The following is a 20,626-nucleotide window of genomic DNA, read 5'->3' as shown; positions in this document are numbered from 1 at the left end:
CGCCCACACTTATCGGCTGTTAGTTTTTAAAGATCGTTCCGCCCAACCCGCAGCACCTGCACCACAACCACCGGCACCGCTTCGTTTGCGTCGCTGCATCTGCAGCAGAGAAGCGAGATTATGGAGAGCGGTCCGTGTCCCGTCAATACCCTTCCCACCATTTATTTTAAAAAGTTGAAGAGCTTAAAAATTGAGCAAGCTCGCGCGAGATTCCAATTGCTTAGACATCCGAGTTAATTTGCCGAAAACCAAACAAGGACAAATCAAGGTAGTTCGCGCACAGCTCAACCCACGACCCTCCCCAAAAATTAAAGTTTTACTCTTCCCCGCCGAGAACCAGATCATCCCGCAACTTAAATCAGCTGCCGAATATGGATCATCCCGTCGACGCACACGTCGAGGAAAGCCCGCCCGCCGCTGCATCGCCGGCGCTCGAGCCTGAAACGGTGCCGGTAGGCACGCCCCTACCGTGGCCGATCGTCGATGCCGACGGCACGTTGCTCTTCGCAAGCGCCACGACACTCGCGACCACCGACGAGCGTGCCTTCCTGTTTCAACACTTCCACCCGCAACGCGGCGACCTGCCTGGCCTCAGCGCACAACAACCGCCGGCGCCCACGGCCGAGCCTGAGCACGCCGGTGAACTGACGCTCAAGGAGATGCACCTCGAGATCGGCGCATTGATCGGCATGCGCTCGCAGCCCGGCAGCGGCGCCATGATGCACCCTTGCCGCATCATCGGTTTCGCGCCGAATCATGCGCTTTTCGTCACGCCGCCGATACAGCAGGGCCAACCGCTGCCGCTCACGCCCGGCGAGAATGTCGAGATCGTCGCGATCGCGAGTCAAGCCGTGTTCCGTTTCGTCTGCACGGTCGAAGCAGTCTGCCGCCTGCCGTTCGACTATGTGGTGTTGTCGCGGCCTGGCGCGGTCCGCCGGTTACGCGAGCGCAAATCGATCCGCGTCCATACGCACCTGCCCGTGCGGTTTGGCATCGGCGAGGACGGCGATACCTACGAGGGCCTCGGACTCGCGAACGGCATCAGCACGCTCGGCATGTCGTTGAGTGCGCCATGGACACTCGGCGAGGTAGGCGAGCGCTTGCGCATAGCGTTCCGGCTGAAGTCGGCCGAATACGATTCGCAGATCGAGACGACGGCCGTGATCCGCAACGTTCAGAAGGGCAAAACGCCTGGCGAACCGTCCATGCATGGGCTCGAACTGGGTCAACTCGATGCCGCTCAACAGATGGCGATGAAGGTGTTCGTGTTCGATCGTCAAGAGAATGTGCAGCACTGGTCCAACGGTCTGAAATGAGCGGTGCGGCTGGGAAGCGACGCACCTGCAGATGCAGCGGGCCGACCACGCTACGCACGCGTCGATCAGCCGATCAGGTCTTCCAGCGTCAACCGCCGCGCTCCCCACGCATTGGCGAGCATTTCACAGCGGCCGAGCCGTATCGCACCAGGCTCGAAATCGACGAATACGACTTCATCGGCGCCGGTCGGACGCGCGGGTTCGTCGCGCGTGCGGCCGTCGGTCAGAATCCATAGCCAACGCTGCTGGGCCGGCCGTCGCCGCGCGCTGCGCTCGAGCAGTTGCGCGGCGCTGCGCACGCCTGACGCGAGCGGCGAACCGCCGCCTCCGCCGACTGGTGCGAGCCATCGCTCGTTCCACCAGCGCGGCACGGCGGGGCCGAAGCGCACGTCCGCGCCCGCACCGCCGAAGCAGATCAGCGCGGCCTCGGCGCGCATCGCACTCGCACGGTCGAACAAGCTGATCAGCAGACCCTTCGCGAGCGCGAGGCGCTGGCCCGCCAGCATCGACCCAGAACAATCGAGCACGAAGCAATGCAGCACCCCGCCGCGCGGCATTTCGCGTACGAAGCGCAGATGCTCGCGACGTAGCGTGCGCCCGCGCATCGCGGCGAGCGTCGCTGGCCATGCGATGCGCCAGCCCGGTGCGGCACGCGACGTATCGCGCGAACCCGCCCCCGCCCCTTGCCGCCATCGAAAACCGCTGCGCGAGTCAGCGGCGGCGCCTTTCCGATGGCTCAGCGTTTTTTTGCGTCGAGCGGAATCACGCCTTTGACAGGCACAGCCGCCATCGGCTCGGGCGGCAGGTAGCCCCAGTCGGGGTCGGCGCAAGACGTCGTGGATGCAGTTGTATGGCCAGACGCACTGCCTGCGATGTCCTGTGGCCGCGCCTCGCCTTCCTGCTGCCGCTGGTTCGCATGTTGCGAATCATGCTGACGCCGCCGATGAAGCAGCACCGCATCGGCAACGCGCTCCACATGCTGCACCGTCACCGCATCCGCCCGTTCGAACGCGGCCAGCGCGCGCGCCGCGCGCAGCATCACGAGGTCGGCGCGCAGGCCGTCGACGGCCGCGTCGATGCATAGCGCGCTCACCCGCGCATGCACGGCGTCATCGAACGAAAGCAGCGGCAGCGCCGCACGCGCCGAGCGAATTCGCTGCACGTATGAAGCCTGCTGTTCCGCATAAGCGGCACGAAACCCAGCGGGATCGACATCGAACGCGAACCGCGCCTTGACGATCGCCTGCCGCACTCGCGGCTCGAACGCGTTTTGCAACTCCACCATCAGGCCGAAGCGGTCGATCAATTGCGGCCGCAACTCTCCCTCTTCGGGATTCATCGTGCCGATCAGCACGAAGCTCGCGTCATGACTATGCGACACGCCATCGCGTTCGACGGTATTCACGCCGCTCGCCGCCGCATCGAGCAACGCATCGACAAGCGCATCGGGCAGCAGATTGACTTCGTCGACGTACAGCACGCCGCGATGCGCCTTCGCGAGCAGCCCCGGCGAGAAGCGCACCGAGCCGTCGCGCAGCACGGTTTCGATATCGAGCGTGCCGATCAGACGATCCTCGCTCGCACCAAGCGGCAGATTCACGAGCTGCCCCTCCGGCAGCAGCTCGGCAAGCGCGCGTGCGGCGGTCGATTTCGCGGTGCCACGCGGTCCGCTGATCAGTACGCCGCCCAAGCCTGGATCGATCGCCGCGAGCACCAGCGCCTGCTGCAACGAGGCCTGGCCGATCAGCGCCGCGAACGGGAAACCCGGCCGCGCCGCGGTGCTCGCTACGGAGCCTACACTGCCTACGTCGTCCGTTTCTTGCATCGCTCCATCCATCCAAATGCGCGGGAAGCCTCGGGCTTGAGACCGGGGAGGGATAGCGCGGCGTGCTCAACACGAACCTGCCCCCGCATGTCCTTATCAAAAGCCATCCGTGGCTTGAAGATGGTATGCATAGCCGTCACCTCGCTGAACAAGCTCGCAGTAGCGGTGGCTGATGCCCTGAACGACGCCCGATGCCATCTGAATGTTGAACGAACCAGTTGCTCGGACGGCAACGCGTCCGAAATGGACGCCCGCCTTCTTTCCGCCGGGCACATCCGCCCGCACGTGATCGCCGGTCTGGAATCCATGCACCTGCTTCTGGCGCATCATGTATCCACGTGGGAAACCATCTCGGCTCAGGCGCGTACGCTGGTACCTGCCACGCCCGGTCGCCTGGATCTTCAACGACGGACGCTGCCAGTTCAGAACGCCCCTTACGTGTCCGACGCAGGCCGCATCGAGCGCATGAGTCTTCGGGATACCGTGGGCGATGCGGTTAAACTTTGTACGACCGCCGGAGGCGATTTCGAGCGGCAGACCTGTCGCGTGCAGCGCATTGGCGAGTGCCCAGCGCGTGGCGTTGACCGCGGCGGCATCCCTCAACGGGCGAGAAGCAGTCGCGAGAATGCGGGCCAGCCGCTTCGGGTCCCCGACGTACTCGCGCACGCCGAGTGAACCCTTGTGCTGATTGCAGTCGCTGCATGCGAGCCCGAGATTGGCGATGCTGTTGCTGCCATTGCGAGCCCGAGCCGTCAAATGTTCGATCTGCAAGGGACGACCTCGAGCATCACAGTAGATGCACATCCGGTCCCACTTCTCCAGCAAATACTCGCGGAGCTCGTATCCTGCCAGTCTGCCCTGCTGATACTCGATGCCCGAGATTCCCGGGTTTTCAAGCGCCTGCATGTCAAAGCGCACCAGTTCCGACGAGAGAGCCGTGATCGGCGCCCAGCAACAGATACGGTTCACCCACGCAATCGTCGTGTCCACGCGATGACAAAGACTCGGCGGCAGCCAGCCCTCGGGTCTCCTGCGGTTCAGGAAGCGCGGTGTGCGGTAGCGCAGATTCGCACCGCGCCGGCGCCGACGAAACGCCCGCCGAGCCGTGAGCGCCTCACTGATCTGTCTGCCGCGGTGAACCAGTTCGAAGAGGTTCAGCACGATTACAGCGTGCTCAGCGTCGCTCACCAGCGCGACGCCGGTGACCTTGCTGCCGGGATCAAGCTTGACGCGCAGCGGTTGAAGCGAGCAGGCTTCCGCCTTTCGGTCTACGAGTCGAATCACGAACGGTATGACGCGATGCACGCGCGCACGACGCCGTGCGAGCAACAGCCTCGCACGCTTCTCACTGCAGGGCATCAACGGCGTGCCACTTCGATCCAGAACAAACACCGACATATCGGTTCCTGTAGAAACATTGCCCTTACGGGCCTGGTGACGCTTCCCTTGGGGGGAAGTCTCCCCTCGACCATGTAGCGCAGCAGGTGTCAGCGATGTCGCTGACCGGAACGATCCGTTTCGTGCTTCCCCGGTCGCTTGTCTGCAACCGTCCCTTCCAGAGCCTGACGCTGAGGAAGCACGTCAGGGTGGGTCTGCTGTGCCAAAGGCGCTAGCCTTCAGCGTCGTCTTCTGCGCAACGTAGCGCCTCGCGGCGCTCGGTCTGGTCAACCCGAGCCTGATTCAACGCTTCAAGCTCCGCCGCTAGGAGGCGGGGTAAGTTGACGTTTGTCTTCCTTCGATCTGCTCTTCACTCGCGAGCATATGCGTTTCGACCCGCTCCCGATAGTCCCCCGGTTCCCGCCACAGCCCCCGCTGCATCGCTTCGAGCAAACGCTCGCAGATCGAATGCAGCGCATGCGGATTGTGCCGTTGCATGAACGCGCGCGTATCGGCGTCATTCAGATAGGCATCGGCGACGAGCGCGTATTGATGATCCGCGATCACGCGCGCGGTCGCGTCGTAGCCGTACAGATAATCGACGGTCGCGGCGATCTCGGCCGCGCCCTTGTAGCCGTGGCGCTTCACGCCGTCGAGCCATTTCGGATTGACCACGCGCGAGCGGATCACGCACGCGATCTCCTGCTGCAACGTCCGCACGCGCGGCGCGGCCGGATTGCTGTGATCCGCGTGATAGACGCGCGGCTGCTGACCGGCCAGGTGCCGCACCGCCGCGACCATGCCGCCCTGGAACTGGTAGTAGTCGTTCGAATCGAGCACGTCGTGCTCGCGGTTGTCCTGGTTCTGCAGCACGACGTCCATCGCCGCGAGACGCGCGCCGAACGCTTGATGCGCTTGCTCGCCCGCGCTTTTCTGCGCGTACGCGTAGCCGCCCCACGCCTGATACGCGTTCGCGAGATCGGCATCGGTCTGCCATTGGCGCGAGTCGATCATCTGTTGCAGACCCGCGCCGTACGTGCCCGGCCGCGCGCTGAACACGCGCCAGCCGGCGCGCTTGCGCGCTTCGACCGGGGCCATGCCGCGCGCGATCAACGCATCGCGTTCGCGCTGCACGCGCGCGCGAACCGGATTCAGCTGCGCGGGCTCGTCGAGTTCGGCAACCGCTTGCACGGCCGCGTCGAACAGATGCATCACGTTAGCGAACGCATCGCGAAAGAAACCGGATACGCGCAACGTGACGTCGATACGCGGCCGGTCGAACGCGTCGATCGGCATGATCTCGAAGTCCGTCACACGGTGGCTGCCCGGCGCCCATTTCGGCCGCACGCCGAGCAGCGCGAGCGCCTGCGCGATATCGTCGCCGCCGGTGCGCATCGTCGCGGTGCCCCAGACCGACAGGCCGATCGCGCGGGGATAATCGCCGTGCTCCTGCAGATGCCGCTCGATCAGTTGCTGCGCCGATTTCAGGCCGAGTGCCCACGCGGCTTGCGTCGGCACCGCGCGCGTGTCGACCGAATAGAAGTTGCGGCCGGTGGGCAGCACGTCGGGCCGACCACGCGACGGCGAACCGCTCGGACCTGGCGGCACGAAACGTCCTTCGAGGCCGCGCTTCAGCTGCGTCATTTCCTGCGGGCCGCAGGCGTCGAGACGCGGCAGCACGTCGTCGCGCAGGCGTGCGATCACCTGTGCCGCTTGCGGCAGACTTTCGTCGGCTACGGGGACGGCCTGCGAACGATCCGCGTCATCGCAATCGACACCGCAGACGCCGCGCAACAGCTCGCCCGCGAGCAACTCCAACCGCTCGCGCGTATCGCCGTAATGTCGCCACGGTGCATCGCTGACCCGCTGCAATACCTCGGGTCGCGGGCCGTCCCATGCGGCGGCCCAATCCACCGTCAACGGGTCGAACCGATGATCGATGCGCAGATCGCGCGCCAGCGCGTCGACGAGCCCCGCCTTGCCGCCCTGCCCATCGCCGACCGGAAAGCGCCCGAGCGCGAGCAGCGTGTCGCGCCGCTGCACGCCGCGCGGCGAGTGCCCGAACGTATGCAGGCCATCGCGAATCTGCGCTTCCTTCAGCTCGCACAGCCACGCATCGACCCGTGTGAGCAGCGCGTCTTCATCGTCCTGTCCGTTCGGCGCCGCGAGACTCAGCTCTTCGTGCAGCCGATGCTCGACGATCGTCGTCAGAATCGTGCGACGCAAGAGCTTCGCGCGACGCGAATCGACCATCAATGCTTCGTAGTATTCGTCGACCTGGCGTTCGAGGTCCTGCAGCGGCCCATAGTTTTCGGCGCGTGTAAGCGGTGGCATCAGATGATCGATGATCACCGCCTGCGCGCGCCGCTTCGCCTGGCTGCCTTCGCCGGGATCATTGACGATGAACGGATACAGATGCGGCATCGGCCCGAGAATCAGATCGGGCCAGCACGCGTCGCTCAAGGCGACGCTCTTGCCCGGCAGCCACTCCAGGTTGCCGTGCTTGCCGACGTGCACGAGCGCGTCGATGCCGAACTGATGGCGCAGCCAGAAATAGAACGCGAGATACGCATGCGGCGGTACGAGCTCCGCGTCGTGATAGCTCGCGTAGTCGCCTTGCTCGCGCGAACGCGAAGGCTGGATGCCGACGAACACCTGGCCGCAGCGCCAGCCGGCGATCATGAAGCGGCCGCGCCGCAGCGTGGGGTCCTGCTCGGGCTTGCCCCAGCGCGCGTTCAACGCGTCGCGCACGCTGGTCGGCAATGCGTTGAAATGCGCGAGATAGTCGTCGAGTGCAAGGCTTTGCAGGGCCGGACGCAGATCGCGCACCACCGGATCGTTGGTCACGCCTTCGGTCAGCCGGTTCAACAATGCGTCGCCGTGTTCGGGCAATTTGCCGACACGATAGCCTTCGTCGCGCAGCATCGACAGAATGCCGACCACCGACGCCGGCGTATCGAGCCCCACGCCATTGCCGATGCGCCCTTCGCTCATCGGATAGTTCGCGAGGACCAACGCGACCTTCTTGTCGGTGTTATCGAGCGAACGCAGACGGCACCAGCGGCGGCTCAGCTCGGCGAGAAAACGCACCCGTTCGAGGTCGGGCTGATAGCGGACTACGTCGACCTGCGTATGCGCACAGCGATACGCTAGCCCCTTGAAGCTGATCGCGCGCGTGATGATGCGCCCGTCCACTTCGGGCAGCGCGATATGCATCGCGATGTCGCGCGAATTCAGGCCGTGATTGTCCTTTAGCCAATCTTCGCGATTGCCGCCGCTCAGGATCACCTGAAACACCGGCGCGTCGCCGGCGAGCGCGAGCGGCTCGGGATCGTCGATCGCGGACGCGGCGAACGCGGTCGTGTTCAGCACGAGCGCGGCACCATGCTGCGCGCACAGCGACTGCACGACATCGCGGCTCACCGCATCCTTCAACGACGTGATCGCGAGCGGCAGCGGATTGAGCCCTTGCGCTTCGAGCGCATCGATCAGCGCATCGAAGACCGCGGTATTGGCGGCCTGCAGATGCGCCTTGTAGAACAGGATCGCGACGACCGGCGCGTGCTGCCGCCAGCGCGCCTGCCAGTCGGCGACGGTCGGCGTATCACGCTCAGGGTGATACAGCGACGCGGCCGGCAACGCGCGCGGCGGCTCGGGCTCGCGTCCCCTGTCGAGCACGCGATAGGCGATGCAGCGCAAAAACGCCTCGGCGTTCTGCGGACCGCCCTCGCGCAGATAGCGCCACAACTGCTGACATAGCTCGGCGCTCGCGGTGCTGCGCGCGAGCAGATTCGGATCTTCCTGCAGATCACCGGAAAACATCGCGAGCGTTTGCTGTTTGCGCTGAGCGAGCGCGACCACCTGCTCGATGCCGTACGGCCAATACGTTTCGCCGCCGAGATGATCGACCACGACGACGCGCGCATGCTGCAACACGTCGTCGATATAGAAATCGATCGAGGCCGGCTGACGCAGATAGGTGACGTTTGCGAGCCGCACGCTCGGGAAGCCGTCGCCCAGACGCGGCACCACGCTCGCGAGCAGCGACAGCGTGGTGTCGGCGGAACTGAGCACGACGATATCGGCGGGCTGCTGATCGATGCGGATCACGCCCTGCGTATCGTCGACGAAGCCGCCCGGCGTCGTGCGCAGCAGATGCATACTGGCGCGCCCGTTATGCCGTCGCGTTCGACGTCGCGGCAAGCGCCGCGTCGAACGCCTGTTGCAGCGCGTGTCGATCGAGGTCTTCGCCGATCAGCACGAAGCGGCTCAACGCGCCTTCGCCATTTTCGCCCGCCTGCCAGCGCCGGTCGAAGTAGCTGTCGAAGCGCCGGCCCACGCCCTGGATCACGAGACGCATCGCCGCGCCCGGCAGCGCGGCGAAGCCTTTGACACGGTAAATCGTGTGGTTTTCGACAAGCGCCTGCAAGGCGGCGAGCGCCGCGTCGCGCGAGCGCACACCGGCCTGCACGACGACCGAATCGAATTCGTCGTGGTGATGATCTGGGTCGTCGGCGGAACCGTGATGGTCGTGACGCAGGTGGATCGTCTGTTCCGACGCCGCTTCGAGGCCCAGCAGCGTATGCAGGTCGAGCCGCCCCTGCTGCGCGCGTACGATCTTCACCTGTGGCGGAATCTCCGCGCGGATCGCGGCTTCGACCTCGTGCTGCCGCGCATCGTCGATCAGATCGGTCTTGTTCAGAATCACCAGATCGGCCGCCGACAACTGGTCTTCGAACAACTCGTGCAGCGGCGACTCGTGATCGAGATTCGGATCGGCCTTGCGCTGCGCATCGACGGCAAGCGGGTTATCGGCGAACTGGCCGCTTGCGGCGGCCGGCCCGTCCACCACCGTCACCACCGCGTCGACCGTGAAGCCATTGCGGATTTGCGGCCAGTTGAACGCCTGCACGAGCGGCTTCGGCAACGCCAGGCCCGACGTTTCGATCAGCACGTGATCGAGTTCGTCACGGCGTTCCGCGAGCTTCTCCATCACCGGAAAAAACTCTTCCTGCACGGTGCAGCACAAACAACCGTTCGCGAGTTCATACAATTGCCCTTCGGTCTCGTCACCGTTTTCATCGCAACCGATGCCGCAGCCCTTGAGGATTTCCCCATCGATGCCGAGCTCGCCGAACTCGTTGACGATCACCGCGATGCGCTTGCCGCCCGCATGCTGAAGAATGTGCCGCAGCAGCGTGGTTTTGCCGCTGCCGAGAAAGCCCGTGACGATCGTGACGGGAATCTTGCGCAATTGAGTTTGCATCGTGAGGTCCATCCGTTGGCGACGGCATGGCCGCGACAACGGAAATACAGAAAGCGGAGGTAAGGTCATGAACGCGCCGCCGCATCCCCGCGGCGTACGTTCTGCTTCTTCAGGCCGGTATCCGGGCTGGCGAAAGCGCCGCTTCCCCTTCCCGGCCGAGTGGTTTCTCGTCCAGTGGTGAGATGTCGACGCGACCTTGCGCGAGGACATCGAAGCCGGCACCGCGGTGCCCCGGCCATCGAGCCGGAACCGCTTTTCGCTTACCGTTGCGGGGACAGCACAGGTTAGCCGTTGCAGAGCAGGTGGCTCCCTGTTTCCCGTTTAACTGCATGCGCACGAACGCGCACGCGAGCACCCAAAGTGCGTGCGAGTGTAGGCCCGCGACCTTGCGCAGTCAAGGAACCCAGCGTGCCGAAAAGCACCGCCGACGCTTATCCGGCAAGGCGCCATGTGCTATCGTATGCGCGCGTTTGGTGCTCGCACATGCGTTCGCGTGTGCAGTTAAACGGGAAACAGGCAGCGCGTCGCGCGTTCAACCTGTGCTGTCCCCGCAACGGTAAGCGACCTGCGGCGCGCGATTCGATTCGCTCTCGATTCCGACGTGCCGCGCATGCGTTTTTGATGCCACTATCCCGCGAATCCGCAAACCGGGACGGGAAGGCAAAGCGCGTGAGGCCGCCAGCCCGGATACCGGCCAGACGCGGAGGCGGCGCCGCATGCATCCGTGCATCAGGTTGCGCCGCCGGCCGCCGGAATCCGCGGGGAACGGATGTGAAGGCGTAGCAGCGCGGCATCGCGCGTGCCTGGATTCGCAGTACCGCATGACCTCTATGTTCACCGCCGCGTGCGCTATCGCACGCCGCTTCTCTTCTTCCATCACCGCATGGCGCGCGCCGTGCACGCCGCGATGACGCGCGCCTGGCTGATCGGCGCCGGTCCCGGCGACGTCGAACTGATCACGCTGAAGGCCACCCGCGCGCTCGCGCAGGCCGATGTCGTGCTCGTCGACGATCTGGTGAATCCCGACGTTCTGCAGTTCGCGCGCGCCGACGCGCAAGTCGTGTACGTCGGCAAACGCGGCGGCCATCCATCGACGCCGCAAGTCGACATCGTCGCGCAAATGCTCGGGCACCTGCGCGCGGGGCGCAGCGTCGCGCCGCTCAAGGGCGGCGATCCGTTCGTGTTCGGCCGCGGTGGCGAAGAGTTGCAGACGCTGCAGGCCGCGGGAATCGAAGTCGACGTGATCAACGGCATCACGGCCGGCATCGCGGCACCCGCGGCTCTCGGCATCGCGGTCACCCATCGCGATTACGCGCAGGGCGTCGTGTTCGTCACCGGCCACGGCGCTGGCAGTGGCGAACCGGACTGGGCCGCGCTCGCCGCGACGCGCATGACGCTGGTGATCTATATGGGCATGCGCCGGCTCGGCGAGATCGCCCGCGCGTTGCTCGCGGCCGGCATGTCCGCCGACACGCCCTGCGCGGCGATCGAGTCAGCGACGCGGCCTGAGCAGCGTCATGTACTCGCGCCGCTTCGCGAGTTTGCCGAGGCGGTCGCGCGCGCGGGACTCGGCTCGCCGGCGATCGTTGTGATTGGCGGTGTGGCGTCGCTCGCCCTGGCGCGTGATGCGGCCGAACGCGACGCCGGCATCGCTCGCGAACCAGCAGCGAGCGCGACACGACACGGACACGGGCGCGCGATCAAAACGCTGAGCGTCGGCATCGGTTGCCGCTTGCACAGCGAAGCCGTCGATATCGAAGCCGCCGTACGCGCAGCGCTCGGATCGAATGCCTTCGAGCAGATCCGCGCGATCGCGACGATCGACACCAAAGCCAACGAAGCAGGTCTGCTCGAATTCTGCTCACGTCATCAGCTGCCGCTGCAACTGTTCGGCCGCGAGCAGATCGCCGCCGTACCGGTCGCGTCGCCGTCGGCGGCGGCACACACGCATCTCGGCGTCGATGGTGTGTGCGAGCCGTGCGCGCTGCTGGCGGCAACGGCGCCGGACTGCGCCACAACCGCGCAAAACGCGCGTCTGATCGTACGCAAGACCGCGCACGCCGGCATCACGGTGGCGATCGCAGCGGCGAACAACGCTGCCCTTAGCGACGCGACCCCATCCCATCCCGCCTCTCAAGACCAGGACCCTCGATGAAAACCGATCTGGAATCGCATCAACGCATGACCGAACGCCGCCGCGAAGGCCACGAAAAGAAGCAGGCCGGCGCGACCGTCGAAAAAGGCCTGCTGATCGTCAACACCGGCACCGGCAAGGGCAAGAGCACGGCCGCGTTCGGCATGGCCGTGCGGGTGCTCGGCCACGGCATGCGGCTCGGCGTCGTGCAGTTCATCAAAGGCGCGCTGCATACGTCGGAGCGCGATTTCCTCGGCGCGATCGCCCAATGCGATTTCGTCACGATGGGCGACGGCTACACGTGGAACACGCAGAATCGCGAGGCCGACATGGCGACCGCGCGCAAGGGCTGGAACGAAGCGCGGCGGATGATCGAAAGCGGCGACTATCAGATGGTGATCCTCGATGAACTGAACACCGTGCTGAAGTACGAGTACCTGCCGCTCGACGAAGTGCTTGCCGTCATCAGCGCGCGTGCGCCGATGTTGCACGTCGTCGTGACCGGACGTCACGCGCCGGACGCGCTGATCGAAGCCGCCGACCTCGTCACCGAAATGCGCGCGATCAAGCATCCGTATCGCGAGCAGGGTGTGAAGGCGCAGCGCGGCGTGGAGTTCTGAGCGTTGGCCGGCTCCCCCAAGGCGACTTCGTCCGGGGCGTCCCCCCAGGGGACTTCCTCCGCGGCGTGTCCCGCGCTGTTCATCAGCGCGCCCGCGTCGGGACAAGGCAAGACCACGATCACCGCCGGTCTCGCGCGCTATCACCGACGGCTCGGACGTCGCGTGCACGTGTTCAAGACCGGGCCCGATTTTCTCGACCCGATGATCCTTGCCCGTGCGAGCGGCGCGCCGGTGCTGTCGCTCGATCTGTGGATGGTCGGCGAAAGCGCGTGCCGTAACCTGCTCGCGCGGGCGGCGCAACAAGCGGACCTGATCCTGATCGAAGGCGTGATGGGCCTGTTCGACGGCACACCGAGCAGCGCCGATCTCGCGACCACTTTCGGCGTGCCGGTGCTCGCGGTGATTTCCGCGCAGGCGATGGCGCAAACGTTCGGCGCGCTCGCGTTCGGCCTCGCGCGCTTCAGGCCACAACTGCCGTTTCATGGCGTGCTCGCGAATCGCGTCGGTTCCGCCCGGCACGCGCAAATGCTGCAGGAAGCGCTGCCGCCCGGCTTGCGCTGGTGCGGCCACATCGCCGAGAGCGATCAGATCACGTTGCCCGACCGTCACCTCGGCCTGCACCAGGCCGACGAAATCGACGATCTCGAAGCGCGCCTCGATCGCGCGGCGGATACGCTCTCGTCGACCGCGCTCGCCGAACTGCCGCCGCCGGTCGATTTCGGCGCGCCCTCCGCCGAGGTGCTGCCGCGTCTGCTGCAAGGCAAACACATCGCGATCGCGCACGACGCCGCGTTCTCGTTCATCTATCCGGCCAACGTCGCGCTGCTCGAAGCGCTCGGCGCGCGGCTCAGCTATTTTTCGCCACTCGCCGACGAAGCGTTGCCCGCCGACACGCATGCGCTCTATCTGCCCGGCGGCTATCCCGAGTTGCATATGGCGACGCTGGCGGGCAACGCGAACAGCGCCGCATCGATCCGCGCGCACGTCGAGGCGGACAAGCCGGTGGTCGCCGAATGCGGCGGCATGCTCTATCTGCTCGACACGCTGACCGACGCGCAGGGCACGAGCGCGCCGATGCTCGGCCTGCTGCCCGGTCACGCGACGATGCAAACGCGCTTCACGTCGCTCGGCATGCAGCAGATCGACGGCGTCCACGGCGCGCTGACCGGCCACACATTCCACTACTCGAAGCTCGCGACGCCGCTCGCGCCGCAGCGCTTCGCCACGCGCGCGCACAGCGATGCGCCCGGCGAAGCGGTGTTCCGCGTGGGTCCGATTGTGGCGACCTATATGCACGCTTACTGGCCCTCCAACCCGGCTTTTACGGCCGCTCTCTTTCATGGCGAAGCCTTTTGACGACCCCGAGCGCGACGCGGTCTATCGCGCGATATACGAACGCCGCGACATGCGCCACTTCGTGCCCGATCCGGTCGATCCGGCGGTGTTGCGGCGCCTGCTCGACGCGGCGCATCACGCGCCGAGCGTCGGCTATATGCAGCCCTGGCGCATCGTGCGCATCACCGATGCGGCGCTGCGCACGGGCTTGCGCGACATCGTCGAACGCGAACGGCTCGCCACTGCCGACGCGCTCGGCAAGCGCCGCGACGAGTTCATGAAGTTGAAGGTGGAAGGCATGCGCGAATGCGCGGAGCTGCTCGTGGTCGCGTTGATGGACGGGCGCGAGAGACACGTCTTCGGCCGCCGCACGCTGCCGGAGATGGACCTCGCGTCGGTCGCCTGCGCGATCCAGAATATGTGGCTCGCCGCGCGCGCGGAAGGACTCGGGCTTGGATGGGTGTCGCTATTCGATGTCGACGCGGTGCATCGGTTGCTGGGCATGCCAGAAGGTGCACGGCCGGTCGCGATTCTGTGCCTCGGCCACGTCGACGCGTTCTATAGCGAGCCGATGCTGGAAACGGAGCGCTGGGCTAGCCGTCTACCGCTCGCCGATTGCGTGTTCGAAAACCGCTGGCGGCACGACGAGCCGGCGCAGGAATAACGGTACGCACGGCCCCGGCGATCCGAAGCTGCGTTTTAGCGGTGCAGCGGCTTCATCGCCTCGACGTTCGGCACACCGCTCGTCTTGTCGATACTGAGCTTCACGCGCCAGTCGTCCGGCGCGTCGAACGGCAGCTTCGCGAGCGCGGTTTTGACGAGCAACGGCAACGCATGCAGCGGGTCCGCATCGCGATCCATGAACACCGCGCTGACCTTGTAGCGCTCGGTGCCGCTCGCGTAGTCGAAAAAGCGCAGCGTCAGCGCATGCTGATACTCGCGCCCAAACAGCAGCGCGCCCAGACCGTCGCTGCCCGCGCCGCAATCCGCAGCCACGCAGTCCTTGCCGCCGATACCGATCGACGCCGGCCGCGTGCTATACGCGATCGACAGCAGATAATGCGCGGGCTTGCCCGCCGTATCGACGAACCCGTGTTTCGCCAGCTCGTCGCGCAGCAGCTTTTCGGCTTGCGGATGGCCGGCGCTGTCGTCCTGCGACTGCGTGCGCGCGAGCGAATAGGTCTGCTCGCCCTGCAGCGTAACGTTCCGATCGGCGCCGCTAGCGGAGACGGTGTGCACGTCCGCGCTCAGACCCGCGCAAGCGGTGAGGCTCGCCGCGGCCAGCGCGGCACAGAGGGGGGCGATCTTTGCCATTATTGCTTTCTCCCGAGTACATCGAATACGTCGAACGCGGCTCAGGCGCGCGGTGCGCTCAATTCGTCGAGCGGCGTGTCGTCGAGCGCGGGCAGCCAGATCGTAAAGGCCGTCCCCTCGCCCGCCGCACTGTCGACCTCGACACTGCCCCCATGGCGCGTGACGACGGTTTTGATGAACGCCATGCCGAGTCCCGCGCCGCCCACTTCCGGCCGCTCGGCCGTGTGAAAGCGGTGGAAGCGCTCGAACAATCCCGCCTGCTGGTCCTTCGGGATGCCGTAGCCCTGGTCGCGGATCGTACACGACACGCGCGGCGCCTCGCTGCCCGCGCGCTTTGCCGCCGGTTGGCTCGCGAAGCTGCACACGATGCGCGTGTCGGGCGGACTGTACTTGACCGCGTTGTTCAGAATATTGACGAGCGCGCGTGTCATCAGCGAGCGGTCGGCGCAGATCCAGGGATCGTCGGCGTCGTCGCGAGCTTCCGTATGCAGCGTGATGCGCTTCGCGTGCGCCTGCGGCCAGACTTCGTCGCTCGCATCGATCACGAGTTCGGTCAGGCTCAGCGGCTCGAGCACATAGACCTGCGATTCGGCGCGCGCCAGTTGCACGAAGTCGTCGGCGAGCGTCAGCGCGCGTTGCGCATAGCGTTCAATGCGCTCGAGCAGGCTGCGCGCGAGCACCGGCTCGGCCCGCGCGCGCTCGATCTCGACCAGCGCGATGATCGATGCCTGCGGCGAGCGCATGTCGTGCGACAGCAGCCGCAGCGCATCTTCCCGCTGACGCTCGGCCACATGCAGCGCCGACACGTCGACGAGACCGGCGATCCAACCGGTCGTCTCGCGCTGCGCGTTGGTGCAGGTCGCATAGCGCAGCAGATGGTCGCGCTCGTTCGCGTCGCGCACCTCGACGCCCTGCGCCATCAGCGCGGCGAACTCGCCGCGCGTCGGATCCAGCAGCGCCGGCCAGTGCGCGTGCGCGTACAGATTGCGCCCGCTGTCAGAGGCCGCCCCCGCATCGATCGTCTTGACGAGCGTGAGGCCGCCGAGCACGCTCTGCATCGGCCGGCCCTCGGGCATCGGCGCGCCGAGCCGCGCGAAATGCGCTTTCGCCGCGTGGTTCGCGATCAGCACCATGCCGTCCACATCGCTGACGAGAATCGGCTCCGGTACGCTATCCAGGCTGTCCCACACGAAGCGCGTCATGTCCTGCACCCGTTGCGCGGCCTGAGCCATCAGCGCCATGTGTTGCGCGAGCACGTCGCCGCCGAACTCGCGTCGGCGCTTCGGCGTTTCGGGCAGCAGATGCGGCTCGTCGGCGAGACGTTGCAGTTCGCCGCGCAGATACGCCATCGTCATTTCGAGGCGTCGCCAATTCCAGATCGGATAGACGATCACGACCCCGAGAATGGCCGGCACCGGCGATACCCACAGCCTGCCGCCGTAGAGCAGCAGCGCGCTGCCGGCCACCGCGAGCAGCACCAGCGCGCCGGTCAGCAATAGCGAGCGGCGCGGCGACAGCACGAGGAAGCCGGCGAGCAGCGCGGCGAGCGGCCCGAGCGCGGCCGCGAACACGACCCATAGCCCGACCGGTTGGATCTCGCGGCCGGTCAGCAGCGTGTCGAGCACGTTCGCATGGATGTAGACACCGGGCAGCGGACCCAGCTCGCCCGACACCGGCGTCGCGAAGCGGTCGTACAGACCCGCCGCCGTCACGCCGATCACGACGATGCGCCCGCGCAGCCGGTCGGCCGGCACCTTGCCGGCGAGCACGTCGGCGAAACTGAGCTTCGCGTAGTTCCCGGCATTCGGCCCGAACGGAATCAGGAAACGGTCTTCGCCGCCGTCGTTGCTGCCGCGCGCGGGTTCGTTCGTGCGGCGCGGCGGCAACCCGCCGCGCAGATGCAGTTTGCCGCGTTCCACCGCGTCGGCGACGGGCACCGTCAACTGCGGCCAGCGCGAGCCGTCGTCGCCCTCGAAGCGCGCGACGCTGCGCGCAATGCCGTCGCTGTCCACCTCAAAATTGATGTGACCGAGTCTGGCCGCCGCCTGCGCGAGCGGCGCGACGGGTTCCTCGACGGTGCGGGCGCCGCTCGCATTGGGCGGCGTCAGCAGCAGGGGCAAATAGGTCGGGCTCAGAGCGATTGCATGGGCGAGCCGGGAGTCGTCGGCGTGGGGCTCGGTGAACAGCACGTCGTAGATCACCGCGGCGGGTCGGGCCGCGGCGATCTGCTCGAGCAGCCGCGCATGCACGCCGCGCGGCCACGGCCAACGGCCCAGCTCGTCGATGCTCGCGTTGTCGATCTCCACGACGACGATGTCGGACAGCAGCGGCTGCGCGCGCAGCTTCAGAAACTGGTCGTACACCAGCCGATCGATGCCTGCGCCGACGCGCCCGAACGACGTCAGCAGAATCACCACGAGGCCGAGACAGCCAACGCTCACCCACTCGATCAGAAAGCGCCGGCCGGCACGCCGTCCGAAACGGGCGCGCGGATCGAGGCTCAGTCGCGTAGAAGTGGCGGGCACGAGGCGATGGAGTCGGGAAAGAGAGGACGGACCGGCCAGCAGGCCGGCCCCGAGAATCTACCAGCGTCAGCGCGCCAGCGTAAAGGAGCGGACCGGGCTGCTCTTTTCGTAGAAGCGGCCGTTGTCGAACTGCTCGGCGACGATCGTCCAGTAGTAGACGCCCGGCGGCAGATCGCTGACCACGAGTTCGCCGTCCGGCAGATCGGTGCGATCGATCACCGGATGGCCAAGATCGGCGGTCTTCGCGAGCACGAAGCGGAAACGCGTCGGCACGACGCTGTGGCTGACGAACCAGCGGAACTCGTAGTCGCGGCTATTCGCACGCTGCGCGGCCGAAGCGTCCAGCCCCAGCTGGCGGCGCTCGAACGCGTACACGTTCGGCAGGCCGTCGAGGCCGTTGCTATCGGTCGATGCGACGCGCACGAAATAGGTGCCGTCTGGCAGATCGCCGAAGTCGGCGTGCGGCGCGTTCACGCGCAGGTCTCGGACCAGATCGAGCTGATCGGCGTCGTGCGAAATCTGCAGCCGATAGCCGAGCGCGTGCTCGGCCGGGTTGACGTCGAACGCGACGGTCTTGCCGTCCTGCACGCGCGCCGGCTGCGCGAGCGAGGGGGCCGGCAACAGCTGGACCGGACTGCCGACCGCGCCGCCCGAGTTGGTGACGTTGCCGAAGCTCGCGTTGACCAGTTGCCCGGACGCCTGCAACGGCATGCCCGGCGCCGGCGCGGCGCTTCTGCCATGCTGCGTGGCCGGATCGACGCCGACCGCGCCGTCGAGCACGGCCACCGCGGTGGTCTGCATGCCGCCGTCGTAATCGACCCGGAAACGCGTGCCGCGCACCCCCGCGACGACCGACGGCGAACGGATCTGGAAGCGATCGTCGCGTCTCGTCGCATGCGTGACCTGGCTCTCGACTTCGCCGGCGCGCAGGTCGAAGATGCGATCGGCCGCGCCGGTCAGCGTAACGTGCCGCAGTTTGTCGATATTGAGTTCGCCGTTCTGCGCGACCGTCACGTACGAGCCGTCGGGCAGCTCCAGCGTCGCGAACCCGTTGGCGCCGGTACGCAAGCGATCGCCTTCGCCAAGCGTTTGACCGGTCTTCAGCGGCAGATAAGGAGTCGAGTCGAACGCGTGCTCGACCGGACCGCGGGTTGCGACCACGCGAGCCGTCTCCCGCTCCTGGCGCAGCCGTTGGGACGGCAGACGCAGCACGATGCCGGCCGGCATGCGGCGCGGCGCGGGCACGTGATTGACGCTGCTCAACAGCGCCCAGTCGGTCGGGTCGGCCATATAGCGAGCGGCGATGTCGTATAGCGTGTCACCTTCGTGCGTCGTATACGAAACGTAAACCGCCAGCGCCTTGGTTCCGGCCTTGCCACGCGCGGGCTGCGCGTGCGCGAGCGCGCCCCACCCGGTCGCGCCCGTTGCAATCAGACAGGCCACTGCAAGCCACGCAGACGCACGACGGCCGGGTACGGCGGCGCTGCTCGACGCCGCTGCGTCCACGCAGGTCGTCACGCCCCACCCGCTTCTTCTGTAGGTTCGTCGTCGTCGGCCGGCGGCGTATCGGTTTCCATCCGCTCGAGGCGGTAACCATAGCCGTAGATCGGCGTCAGCCGATAACCGTGCTCCGGGCGCAGACCGAGCTTGCTGCGCAACATCGACACGTGGGTGTCCATCGTGCGCGACGGGATGTCCGTGGCCTGCTTCCAGATCACGTCGAGAATGTGTGCGCGCGACAGCGGCCGGCTCATATGCTGGAACAGCAGCAGCGCGAGATCGAACTCTTTCTGCGTGACGGAGACCGGCGTGCCGCGCACGACGACGTGCTTGGCGCTGAGGTCGAACTCGAAGTCGCCGAACACTTCCCTGGTCGCCGGCGGCTTCAGGTAATAGGCGCGGCGCAGCAGCGAGCCGACTCGCGCGAGCAACACCGCGGCCGACACGGGCTTGACCAGATAGTCGTCCGCACCGGTATTCAGAATCGAAGTGATGTCCGTTTCGCGGCCGCGGCTCGTCATGAACAGCACCGGCAGGCGCCCGGACAGGCTTTCGCGCACCCAGCGCAGCACTTCTTCGCCGGACATGTCGGGAACGTTCCAGTCGAGCACGAGCAGATCGAACGTCTGGCGGCGCAACTGGCGCACGAGTTCGCGCCCTGCGCCATACGCGTGACAAACGTGTCCAGCGGCGGACAGCGTTTGACACACCAGATCGGCCTGCGCCGAATCATCATCGAGGACTGCAATTCTCATAAAACCCCACAACGCAACCGTGCCTTCATGGCTGACACCGGTAAACCGGCTGACGACCGGGATGACGGCACCGCGCCGCCGATCCGGCTTCCAAAAAAACTCCGGCTGCAACTTTTTGACTAATGGTCCCTCGCCGTACCCCTCGCCATGACGCTGCTTTCGCGAAATCGAAATGAGCGCATATATGAATTGTCATAGCGAATTATGCAGGGCAGATCATGATAATCGAAAACCCCTGTCTTCCCGCTTGCCACATACCGGCAATCCGTCGCGAAAAACCCTGATTGAAAAACGGTTGACGCGCTTTCCAGGTTCTTCTGGTCCGCCAGCACTGGCCGGCGCTCGCGGGGAAGTCACACTGAAGATGGCCAATCCTTACTGGAGCGCCTTTTGGCCACGTACGCTTATCCGCTTTAAGATTCCTTCGACGTACCCTTATTTAACAATTGCGAGGTCAGTATAAGAATAATCTCAAAAGAAATCGTTTAAACATTGTTAGATTTCGCCGCAGATCAGTTGCCATTCGAGGCAATCGGCCAGGGTCGAGCACGAGACTGAAAACGACGTCCAGCGACAGATCGCGGGCAAAAAAAATGCGGCGCCGCCCCTGTCGAAGCAACGCCGCCGATAAACACTACACACGCTCGCCGGGGTCTAAC

The 20,626-nt window shown here is 65.9% G+C and carries 14 protein-coding genes, 1 pseudogene and 2 riboswitches; of the genes and pseudogenes, 6 read left to right on the top strand and 9 right to left on the bottom strand.

Annotated elements, in window-relative coordinates:
- Nucleotides 1-371 precede the first annotated feature (371 nt).
- Nucleotides 372-1,316, top strand: a complete 945-nt coding sequence (locus tag F6X42_RS29715) for a flagellar brake protein (protein WP_187637611.1) — start codon at nucleotides 372-374, stop codon at nucleotides 1,314-1,316.
- 65 nt (nucleotides 1,317-1,381) lie between these two features.
- On the opposite strand, the gene F6X42_RS29710 is transcribed toward F6X42_RS29715, so the two are convergent.
- From F6X42_RS29710 to cobW, 5 genes are all read right to left on the bottom strand, one after another.
- The gene (locus F6X42_RS29710) at nucleotides 1,382-1,921 is read right to left on the bottom strand and encodes a vWA domain-containing protein (RefSeq protein ID WP_187637610.1); all 540 of its coding nucleotides are present in this window, start codon (nucleotides 1,919-1,921) and stop codon (nucleotides 1,382-1,384) included.
- Nucleotides 1,922-2,052: 131 nt separating this feature from the next.
- A complete protein-coding gene (locus F6X42_RS29705; protein ID WP_187637609.1) occupies nucleotides 2,053-3,153 on the bottom strand; it encodes a magnesium chelatase ATPase subunit I in 1,101 nt (366 codons plus the stop codon).
- A gap of 84 nt (nucleotides 3,154-3,237) precedes the next feature.
- Nucleotides 3,238-4,500, bottom strand: a complete 1,263-nt coding sequence (gene iscB / locus F6X42_RS29700) for an RNA-guided endonuclease IscB (RefSeq protein ID WP_246530276.1) — start codon at nucleotides 4,498-4,500, stop codon at nucleotides 3,238-3,240.
- A gap of 342 nt (nucleotides 4,501-4,842) precedes the next feature.
- Nucleotides 4,843-8,679, bottom strand: a complete 3,837-nt coding sequence (gene cobN, locus F6X42_RS29695) for a cobaltochelatase subunit CobN (protein ID WP_187637607.1) — start codon at nucleotides 8,677-8,679, stop codon at nucleotides 4,843-4,845.
- A gap of 13 nt (nucleotides 8,680-8,692) precedes the next feature.
- On the bottom strand, nucleotides 8,693-9,784 hold the full coding sequence (gene cobW / locus F6X42_RS29690; RefSeq protein WP_281394056.1) for a cobalamin biosynthesis protein CobW: 1,092 nt from the start codon (nucleotides 9,782-9,784) through the stop codon (nucleotides 8,693-8,695).
- Between the two features lie 95 nt (nucleotides 9,785-9,879).
- A riboswitch (cobalamin riboswitch) is annotated at nucleotides 9,880-10,158 on the bottom strand.
- 80 nt (nucleotides 10,159-10,238) lie between these two features.
- Nucleotides 10,239-10,497: riboswitch (cobalamin riboswitch) on the top strand.
- Between the two features lie 194 nt (nucleotides 10,498-10,691).
- On the opposite strand from cobW, the pseudogene cobA reads away from it, so the two are divergent.
- The 5 genes and pseudogenes from cobA to bluB form a co-directional block, all read left to right on the top strand.
- Nucleotides 10,692-11,453: pseudogene (cobA, locus tag F6X42_RS45650) on the top strand (uroporphyrinogen-III C-methyltransferase); the annotation flags it as partial.
- Nucleotides 11,433-11,939 carry a cobalamin biosynthesis protein gene (locus F6X42_RS45645; RefSeq protein WP_376776452.1) on the top strand — a complete coding sequence of 169 codons (507 nt, stop codon included), beginning with the start codon at nucleotides 11,433-11,435 and terminating at the stop codon, nucleotides 11,937-11,939. The pseudogene cobA and the gene F6X42_RS45645, both read left to right, overlap by 21 nt.
- Nucleotides 11,936-12,538 carry a cob(I)yrinic acid a,c-diamide adenosyltransferase gene (cobO, locus tag F6X42_RS29680; protein ID WP_187637605.1) on the top strand — a complete coding sequence of 201 codons (603 nt, stop codon included), beginning with the start codon at nucleotides 11,936-11,938 and terminating at the stop codon, nucleotides 12,536-12,538. Before F6X42_RS45645 ends, cobO begins: the two co-directional genes overlap by 4 nt.
- Before the next feature lie 3 nt (nucleotides 12,539-12,541).
- A complete protein-coding gene (locus F6X42_RS29675) occupies nucleotides 12,542-13,894 on the top strand; it encodes a cobyrinic acid a,c-diamide synthase CobB (RefSeq protein WP_187637604.1) in 1,353 nt (450 codons plus the stop codon).
- Complete coding sequence (gene bluB, locus F6X42_RS29670; RefSeq protein ID WP_187637603.1) at nucleotides 13,878-14,537, top strand: 5,6-dimethylbenzimidazole synthase; 660 nt, start codon at nucleotides 13,878-13,880, stop codon at nucleotides 14,535-14,537. The genes F6X42_RS29675 and bluB overlap by 17 nt, the downstream gene beginning before the upstream one ends.
- Before the next feature lie 35 nt (nucleotides 14,538-14,572).
- Here bluB and F6X42_RS29665 read toward each other — a convergent pair whose 3' ends face one another.
- The 4 genes from F6X42_RS29665 to F6X42_RS29650 all read right to left on the bottom strand — a co-directional run bounded on the left by F6X42_RS29665 (nucleotide 14,573) and on the right by F6X42_RS29650 (nucleotide 19,967).
- Nucleotides 14,573-15,187, bottom strand: a complete 615-nt coding sequence (locus F6X42_RS29665; protein WP_187637602.1) for a DUF4136 domain-containing protein — start codon at nucleotides 15,185-15,187, stop codon at nucleotides 14,573-14,575.
- A gap of 41 nt (nucleotides 15,188-15,228) precedes the next feature.
- Complete coding sequence (locus F6X42_RS29660; protein WP_187637601.1) at nucleotides 15,229-17,712, bottom strand: CHASE2 domain-containing protein; 2,484 nt, start codon at nucleotides 17,710-17,712, stop codon at nucleotides 15,229-15,231.
- A 66-nt stretch (nucleotides 17,713-17,778) separates the two neighbouring features.
- The gene (locus tag F6X42_RS29655) at nucleotides 17,779-19,230 is read right to left on the bottom strand and encodes a FecR family protein (RefSeq protein ID WP_187637600.1); all 1,452 of its coding nucleotides are present in this window, start codon (nucleotides 19,228-19,230) and stop codon (nucleotides 17,779-17,781) included.
- On the bottom strand, nucleotides 19,227-19,967 hold the full coding sequence (locus F6X42_RS29650; protein ID WP_187637599.1) for a response regulator transcription factor: 741 nt from the start codon (nucleotides 19,965-19,967) through the stop codon (nucleotides 19,227-19,229). The genes F6X42_RS29655 and F6X42_RS29650 overlap by 4 nt, the downstream gene beginning before the upstream one ends.
- Nucleotides 19,968-20,626: the final 659 nt, after the last annotated feature.

It is taken from the genome of Paraburkholderia podalyriae (assembly GCF_014397785.1).
Taxonomy (GTDB): Bacteria; Pseudomonadota; Gammaproteobacteria; order Burkholderiales; family Burkholderiaceae; genus Paraburkholderia; species Paraburkholderia podalyriae.
The sequence above is the reverse complement of the archived record's forward strand: the minus strand, read 5'-3'. Positions and strand labels throughout refer to the sequence as shown.

Coding starts and splice junctions, on each gene's coding strand:
- F6X42_RS29715 (WP_187637611.1), top strand. CDS start 372: ATGGATCATCCCGTCGACGCACACGTCGAGGAAAGCCCGCCCGCCGCT.
- F6X42_RS29710 (WP_187637610.1), bottom strand. CDS start 1,921: ATGCGCGGGCGCACGCTACGTCGCGAGCATCTGCGCTTCGTACGCGAA.
- F6X42_RS29705 (WP_187637609.1), bottom strand. CDS start 3,153: ATGGATGGAGCGATGCAAGAAACGGACGACGTAGGCAGTGTAGGCTCC.
- iscB (WP_246530276.1), bottom strand. CDS start 4,500: ATGCCCTGCAGTGAGAAGCGTGCGAGGCTGTTGCTCGCACGGCGTCGT.
- cobN (WP_187637607.1), bottom strand. CDS start 8,679: ATGCATCTGCTGCGCACGACGCCGGGCGGCTTCGTCGACGATACGCAG.
- cobW (WP_281394056.1), bottom strand. CDS start 9,784: ATGCAAACTCAATTGCGCAAGATTCCCGTCACGATCGTCACGGGCTTT.
- cobO (WP_187637605.1), top strand. CDS start 11,936: ATGAAAACCGATCTGGAATCGCATCAACGCATGACCGAACGCCGCCGC.
- bluB (WP_187637603.1), top strand. CDS start 13,878: ATGGCGAAGCCTTTTGACGACCCCGAGCGCGACGCGGTCTATCGCGCG.
- F6X42_RS29665 (WP_187637602.1), bottom strand. CDS start 15,187: ATGGCAAAGATCGCCCCCCTCTGTGCCGCGCTGGCCGCGGCGAGCCTC.
- F6X42_RS29650 (WP_187637599.1), bottom strand. CDS start 19,967: ATGAGAATTGCAGTCCTCGATGATGATTCGGCGCAGGCCGATCTGGTG.